Here is a 7952-nt window from a genome sequence, read left to right as displayed (position 1 = left end):
TTGACGGAGAAAGGCCAGAAGTTCTCTTGTTCACTGATGACCGCTTCAGCCCTTGATATTAAAGCACTTACGGAAATGGCGGCATGAAAAACACGCATAAAAAACAAGAAATTGATGGATAGTAGTACAAAGAATAGCAAAAGAGATTGGTGTACCGTGGTAGGCATTTAAGAAAAAAATTAGCTGAAGGAGATTTGTTATACGTAAAAATTTTACTATTGATATAGAGAAAGACGGAAAGTTTTATATTGCCCAATGCAGAGAACACTCAAATTGTTTTACTCAAGGCAAGACCACAGCAGAAGCTAACCGTAATATAAAAGAAGTAATAGGGCTTATCCTTGAAGTAAAAACTTATCAATATACACTATGATGGTGCGAAAAGAGTTAAATATTGACAAAAAAGGACTACTTATACCCTGCAATCAAACACGGATGAGCACTGCTAATCACAGATAGAACAAATAGTTATGCTTAGATGGTATTTCACCAAAAAGGTGATTTATTGTTTATACTTAACTCTTTGAAAGATCGGTGCAAATCTTACTGTCCGAATGCCTTTTTTAACTGGTGTAAAAATACGGACAAATCCTTTTTCCCTTCCATATCCATGAAAGAACCAAAATCCCTTTTTCTCTCCGAAGACTCACTTGGTATTGTTACTGATTTTTATCAGCTTACTATGGCTGCCGGATATTTTGAACACGGCATGCATGATATTGCCACGTTTGAATTTTATATTCGCCACCTGCCGGAAAATCGCAGTTACATAATTACCGCAGGACTAGAACAGGTGCTTCACTACCTAACCCATATCCGGTTTTCACCTGAAGCTATCCGGTTTATCAGGAAACAACCGGCTTTCAGTCATGTAGGTGATGCATTTTTTGCATATTTGAAAAAATTTGCCTTTAGCGGCGATGTATTTGCCGTTCCTGAAGGGACGATTGTATTTGCGGAAGAACCTATACTTAGGGTAACAGCCCCCATAATTGAGGCGCAAATTGTCGAAACATATCTGCTTTCCACCATTAATTTTCAGAGTTCCATTGCAACAAAGGCGTCGAGAGTCGTCTATGCTTCCCGAGGGCGTGATGTTATTGATTTTGGAACACGCCGCGCCCATGGTCCGCAGGCAGGCATCCTTGCAGCCCGCGCTTGTTTTATCGGAGGATGTAAAAGCACCTCTAACGTTTTTGCAGCATATGAGCTGGATATTCCCCCTGCCGGTACAATTGCCCACTCATGGGTAATGGTTTTTGAAAACGAAGCGGAGTCGTTTCGTAAATATCATGAGACATTTCCTGATGATACGGCGCTCCTTATTGATACCTATGACACACTCGCCGGGGCGAAACATGCCGCCGCTATAGGTGAAAAACTGAAAGGCGTACGTATCGATAGTGGAAACTTATTGGAACTAAGCAAAGAAGTAAGAAAAATATTGAATAGTCAAAGGATGCATCATGTTAAAATAATTGCAAGCGGCGATCTCAATGAGGAACGTATTGACGACTTGCTAAGAAATGGGGCTCCTATTGATTCCTTTGGCGTGGGCACTGAAATGGTAACGTCAAAGGATGCGCCTGCATTGGGAGGAATTTATAAACTGGTCGAACAGGAACATGACGGAAAGCCTGTCCCTAAAATGAAGTTCAGCAAAGATAAGCTTACTTATCCGTACAAAAAACAAGTCTACCGTCGTATAGACAAAGATACTCATTTTGTTGGGGATATAATAGGGCTTGAAAATGAGCAGGGAGACTCCATTCCTCTTTTAATACAGGTGGTAAAGGGTGGAGAAATATGTTATGCCCTGCCTGCTTTACAGGAGATTCAAAATAATGCACTGTGTAATATTGTCAAATTGCCGGAGCCATACAAACGTCTTAGAAATGCTGAAACCTATCCTGTTAAAAAAAGTCAGGCATTAGAAGCAAAAAAACGAGAGGCAGAGCAACTCCTGAGAAGGAATAACTGAAAAGAGGATCTTCAGGTGAAAAAATATGAAAGTAGCGCTGGCACAAATTAATACTGTCGTTGGTGACTTTGAAAACAATGTACGGAAAATATGTTCATTCATAGAACGGGCAAAAAGGAAACATGCAGACCTTGTTGTTTTCCCCGAACTTGCAGTTACTGGTTATCCGCCGAAGGATTTTCTTGATATTCCTGCCTTTGTAGGCCACAATTTGAAGGCGTTAAGGGACATAACTCAACAGGTATCAGGTATTGCCGCTATTGTGGGATTCGTTGACAGAAACAGGCAATCATACGGCAAACTCGTCCATAATGCAGCCGCATTTATTCAAGACAGACAAATTGTGTCGGTGCACCACAAGTCGCTTCTCCCGACATACGATGTTTTTGACGAATCCCGCTATTTTGAATCTGCATGTTCCATCGCCCCAGTCCAGTTTAATAACTATACGCTTGGAATATCTATTTGTGAGGATATATGGAACGATGAAGAATTCTGGATGCGTCCACTTTATGAAACTGACCCCATTGAAAAGCTCATATCGAAGGGTGCGAATGTTATTATCAATATTTCCGCATCTCCTTTTACGGTTGAGAAGCACGAATCAATACGGCTGAGGATGCTTACGCATGATGCAAAGAAGTACAAAGTCCCTTTCATTTACGTAAATCATATCGGAGGCAATGATGAACTTGTTTTTGATGGGAGCAGTGCCGTTATCAATGCGCAAGGCAAGCGTATTGCTCAGGCGGCGGCATTCGGGGAAGATTTAATTGTCGTTGACATTGAAAATACCGCAACACAGGTTGTCCCGCAGACCTTTACTCCAATCGAAACAGTTCAAAAAGCACTTCTTCTTGGGCTTCGGGATTATGTCGTAAAGTGTGGTTTTGAGAAGGTGATTATTGGGTTAAGCGGCGGTATAGATTCCGCAGTAACCGCTGCCCTTGCCGTAGAAGCACTGGGAAGCGAAAATGTAATGGGCATAATTATGCCCTCTCAATTTTCTTCACAGGGCAGCGTTGATGATGCAGTGCAGCTTTCAAAAAATCTTGCCATTGACTACAGAATCTTTCCCATTAAAGATCTGTTTGATGGTTACCAAATGATCCTGCGTGAAGAATTCAGGGGGCTGCCTTTCGATATAGCGGAAGAGAATTTACAGGCGCGAATCCGCGGAAATATTATCATGACCTTGTCTAATAAGTACGGGTATCTGGTGCTTTCTACGGGAAACAAATCTGAGATGGCGGTAGGGTATTGTACATTGTACGGAGATATGAACGGGGGGCTTGCGCTCATTTCAGACGTGCCAAAAACGATGGTGTATGAATTGGCTAAATACATGAACCGGGAAAAGGAGATAATACCGCAGGAAACACTGTCCAAACCACCTTCGGCGGAATTAAGACCAAACCAGCTCGATCAGGACAGCCTGCCTCCTTACGATATTCTCGATAGTATATTAAAGGCATACATTGAAGAAGCTAAATGTATAGAAGAAATTGTACGTATGGGGTTTGATGAAACAACCGTACGTGACGTTATTCAAAAAGTAAACAGAAATGAATACAAAAGGCGTCAGGCTGCGCCGGGGATAAAAGTAACGTCAAAGGCATTCGGCTCCGGCAGACGCATGCCAATAGCACATAAATTTACCGGCGAGTAAATGGCCATTAATAATGGGACACTTCCCATATTTCTTGCTTGATTTGTTGTGAAAATAAGGGAAATGTCCCCACATTTACAGTTCCTTAGTTGAAGGGGTGTATTCCCGATTTTTTGTAAAAAAGAAAGCCGTTGACTGATATTTTACTTGTGCAACAAATAAAAGTTGCCGAAGGCCTAATTAAAAGAAGGGTAACATTTTAGTTCTTTGAAAAATCCCAATAATCCCGAAGGGATGAAATGATTATAGAAATTATGCGAAAAACCCGTAATTAACCCCGAAGGGGTGATATAATTTTATCTGTGTTGCCTTTCATAAAATACCTAACCGTGGCGATTATATCATCCCTTCGGGATTAGGCGTGGTTTTACTGTGTTTTCTATAATCATATTACCCCTTTGGGGTTCTCCTTTTTTCCTGGAATTTTTCAAAAAACTAAAGTGTTACAAAGAAGGAGAAGTCGGGGGCAATACAGGAAGTTAAACTAAAATTGATCAGGAGATCGAAAAACTGGCTATTGTTTAAACAAAAATCATCTTTTATTTCAAAGACAATGTTGTCACCTTCTTCAAAATGAAGTCTGTCTCTAAAAGATATAGGGAGCATTCCCGTTTTTTTGTAACCGTTAATGATGGGGTCAGGACGAAACAACCCTGACAGGGTTTGAAACCCTGTCAGGGTTAACACTACTGCAACGTTTCATTAAAACATAGCGGAAGTTACAAAAAATCAGGATTGCACCCAAAGATATAAGAGTTCCGGAGAATCTTAAGGCTTTACTATTCAGTTGTGCCGTCTTTTAAAGTTACCATCTTTTCTATCATCATTGTAGCCGCGATAGAAAGCATAATTGCACAGGCAAAAAAGTAAATACCTATCTGCGCGTTGGCATCTGCGATATCCCTGGTCTTGATCAGTATGACGAGTATTGCAACGATGAAAACATCAAGCATAGACCATTTTCCTAAAATACCCGACCAGTAAAGAAAACGTTTTCTCCCTTCCGGTTCTAATGGTACGAACCAAACAAAAAGTAGGCCAATAAGTTTTACACAGGGAAACATGATGGAAAAAAAGAAGATTATTACTGCCAGACCGATGTGGTTCGACTTCCATAATTCCCACACACCATCCCAAATAGAATACGTATTGGTGAAGAAAATTACTTTTGCCAGCTTGAGTGTTGGAAGGTTCAGCCCTGCAATGAGGAGTCCCAATGCTACCACTACCATCACGGGTATATCCCATCGATACGGCTTCAAGCGATAAATTGACTTTTTTTGCGGCATAATATAAGGGTGTACATTAAACAATTAGTTCGTTTATTAACTCTTAGGCATCCTGTCTGCATTCACTACTATACAGGGAGATGGTTGGTGCGGTTATAATGAACGTGTTGATTCGGGGGGGGGGAAATCGCTAATGCCGGGGTTATTAATATGCTTCTACTCGTCTTTAAAGACCTCAAATCCTTTCAGGTAGTCCTCATACTCTATTGGTGTTTCTATTCCGAGGAGGATATGGTCACATTTTGATTTGCGATTAAACCTATTAAGGAGGCACGTTGCAGCGTTCCACTAATATTATCCCATGTGTAGCGGAAATGCATTGGGTTAACTTCAGGGCTAAAGTCTTTTATTGTATTAACCCCATGCCGAAGCATGGGGTCAATACATCGTTATCAAAGATCCTCCTATTCCACAAGCACTACCTTCAACGTTGTTTTTAGATTATTGTACTTAAATTTCACCTTAGAGGTTCCCTTCTTCTTTTTTGCAGTAATGGTAAACGCTGCCTCACCGTAGGTTTCTCCAGCAATTGTCATTGTTTTACGTGGAGACGCAGATACCTTCTTTTTGCCATCTTTATTCTTCTTCACAGTTGCTTTAACCTTCTCGCCTGATATTGGCAGACAACCTTCTGGGGTTATCAAATACACGGTAACTTCAGCCGTTTGCCCCTTCTTCAGCTCTATCTCTTCGGGGGAAACAACTATAGAGGTAACTTCACACTCCGAAGGGGTAGAAGTCTCAGTTGGGCTTGGAGTTGGGCTTGAGACTGGAGGTGTTGGTGTAACAATCGCTACTGCTACCAATTCAAAGTTATGGCTAATGGTATCGCCTGCTACTATCGCCACTCCTGAAACCGGCGACCGGATATATCCTGCCGCAGAAACAATAAACGTATAAATTCCTTCAGGTATATCTTCTAACTGGTAATACCCTGTTGTATCAGTGGTCGTTTTATATATACCCGAAATGCTTGATACCGCAGCTCCATTAATAACACCACCCGTGTCTTTGTCAGTTACGAATCCGGCAAGTACACCCAATGTTTCATCGGGAGGCGTAGGAGTTGCAACCGTCACCGGTGTTGATTCCGTTGTCGGCGTCGCTGTTGGAGTTGGAGTTGGAGTTGGAGTTGAAGTACTGCCACCACCGCTGCCACCGCCACCGCCACCGCCACCACCACCACCACCGCCGCCGTTTGTTGGGGTAGGAGTTGGGGTTGGTGTAGCTGCCGGCAATTGGGACATCGTAAAGGTGTCGGTATAAACATAGTCTCCTTCATGCCCATTTTTATCACCGTTTTCTAGTACTCCTGCCGCATACAAGGTGACAGGATCATCTATTGTCGTAGAGGGCGGATTCCATAGTAACGTCACCGTCCGACTGCCTACTGAAAAATTTTGCGATATGTACTGGTCTGATTTAGCAGACGAGGTGCCAATAAGGGGGGTAAAAGTGCCAATGTAATTATTATTCGCATCTAACGCTGTCATATCATAGCCATAATTAGGGAAGGCACCGGAGTTTTCAAAGGATACCGTAATCTCTACGCTTTCCCCCGGAACATACGTTTCGGGGGCAGATATTGAAAATTCGGCACTTCCTGAATTCAGTTCAAATGCATTATGACATTCAGTACAATCGCCACCTTTAGGGGAGCCTGTATAGTCTTTCCACGCCTCCTCCAACGCCATCGTTGACTTGCAGATTTGTCCAAATATAGGACTTACCACAATGCACAACACACTACATGAAAGGATAAAATACATACACTGCATAAACTTGTTTCGCATGGTTCGCTGCACCTCCTTTAAAAAATTGTAATAACTTCCCCGGATAAAAACGGAAAGAAGGTCCTGTTGATTAAGCCTCCCCAGAACTCCCCTTTATGAAAAAACCGGTATCTCCTACCTATCGATAATGCCACATTTTATCGATAACATTTTTGGGAAACCGGAGTAGATCAATAGTGTCATATATCGTCTTGTAATCGAATCCTTCTAAAACGCCTTTTTTGTAACGCTCGTAACAAAGTAATCGCTTAGTTCTACAACTCTTGCAATCGAATCATTGTCGAGCCTTTTTTTTGCAACTATTTGCCTATCTGTGAAAAATATGACAACTGATGAACAACTATTGTGCCATTAACGAAATATTGTTTTTAAAATATCACAAGTCTTATTATCAAAAGCAGTTATTAATAACATTGCCCCCTATGTGATAAATGAATCACAAAGACCTCCTGATATAACAAAACTAATACACGCAATATTTGCGCAAAATAAAACACGAGGTTTTCGTTTGCTGTAACACAGAGATTATAACCTCTTCGAAGCCTGCAAACGCAGGTTCTTTGTTTGTATAGCCAAACAAATTAGGTTTTATAAACATAAAAACATTGCATGCGCATTGAACAAGGGATTGCAGCCCCTTGTTTAAATTCAATTTTTTTAAACCTATACGCTTGTGGCTATACGCAGTATTTGCGTAAGGTACACAAAGGTGCATTCCTGATTTTTTGTAAATCTTCACACCTGCCTGTTGTCAGATATTGAATGGTGGATTCGCTATCGCTTCATCCACCCTACCTTTAAATTTTTTCACAAAGGATCGGGGATGCACCTGGATCAACCCCACAAGGGCATGAAAGCTGCGAGGGATGTGACAAGCCTGTCCCCCGCTGACGGGGGATTAAGGTGGTGGAATTGTCTGCGTAGGAAATCTGGAAGGCTTATAACATGAATAGCCCTAAGTTTTTCTTCTCATTGTGAGGGTCTCGGCTTGTCAGTGCAGGGTCCTCCGCTTGTCATTGCAAGGGTACCCGCTTGTCATTGCGAGGGTCTCAGCTTGTCATTGCGAGGGTCTTTTCCGAAGCAATCTCATAAACCGTCATAGAGATCCTTCCATCCTGCATTCATCCCATTAATTAATTCTATTTTTTTAACCCTTGAGCCACCATTAATATGCTTCTCCCGCGATATGGCGTTTCTTACGTCACGAAATATCCTGTGGT

At 41.8% G+C, this 7952-nt stretch carries 5 protein-coding genes; 2 read left to right on the top strand and 3 right to left on the bottom strand.

All coding sequences use genetic code 11. The annotated features are described in order from the left end of the window. The first annotated feature begins 505 nt into the window (after nucleotides 1-505). Complete coding sequence (locus tag QZT26_RS15110; RefSeq protein WP_169703787.1) at nucleotides 506-1981, top strand: nicotinate phosphoribosyltransferase; 1476 nt, start codon at nucleotides 506-508, stop codon at nucleotides 1979-1981. 25 nt (nucleotides 1982-2006) lie between these two features. After that, nucleotides 2007-3650: an NAD+ synthase gene (locus tag QZT26_RS15105; protein ID WP_295103335.1), complete on the top strand. Its 1644-nt coding sequence runs from the start codon at nucleotides 2007-2009 to the stop codon at nucleotides 3648-3650. Between the two features lie 435 nt (nucleotides 3651-4085). On the opposite strand, the gene QZT26_RS15100 is transcribed toward QZT26_RS15105, so the two are convergent. The 3 genes from QZT26_RS15100 to QZT26_RS15090 form a co-directional block, all read right to left on the bottom strand. After that, nucleotides 4086-4337, bottom strand: coding sequence for a hypothetical protein (locus tag QZT26_RS15100; protein ID WP_157820377.1), 252 nt, complete (start codon nucleotides 4335-4337; stop codon nucleotides 4086-4088). Nucleotides 4338-4429: 92 nt separating this feature from the next. Beyond that, nucleotides 4430-4882, bottom strand: coding sequence for a paraquat-inducible protein A (locus tag QZT26_RS15095; protein ID WP_295103336.1), 453 nt, complete (start codon nucleotides 4880-4882; stop codon nucleotides 4430-4432). Nucleotides 4883-5343: 461 nt separating this feature from the next. Beyond that, the gene (locus QZT26_RS15090) at nucleotides 5344-6732 is read right to left on the bottom strand and encodes a choice-of-anchor V domain-containing protein (protein WP_295103333.1); all 1389 of its coding nucleotides are present in this window, start codon (nucleotides 6730-6732) and stop codon (nucleotides 5344-5346) included. Between the last annotated feature and the right edge of the window lie 1220 nt (nucleotides 6733-7952).

This window comes from uncultured Candidatus Kuenenia sp., from assembly GCF_900696675.1.
Lineage (GTDB): Bacteria > Planctomycetota > Brocadiia > Brocadiales > Brocadiaceae > Kuenenia > Kuenenia stuttgartiensis_A.
Note: the sequence above shows the minus strand (reverse complement) of the source record. Positions and strands in the feature narration are given on the sequence as shown.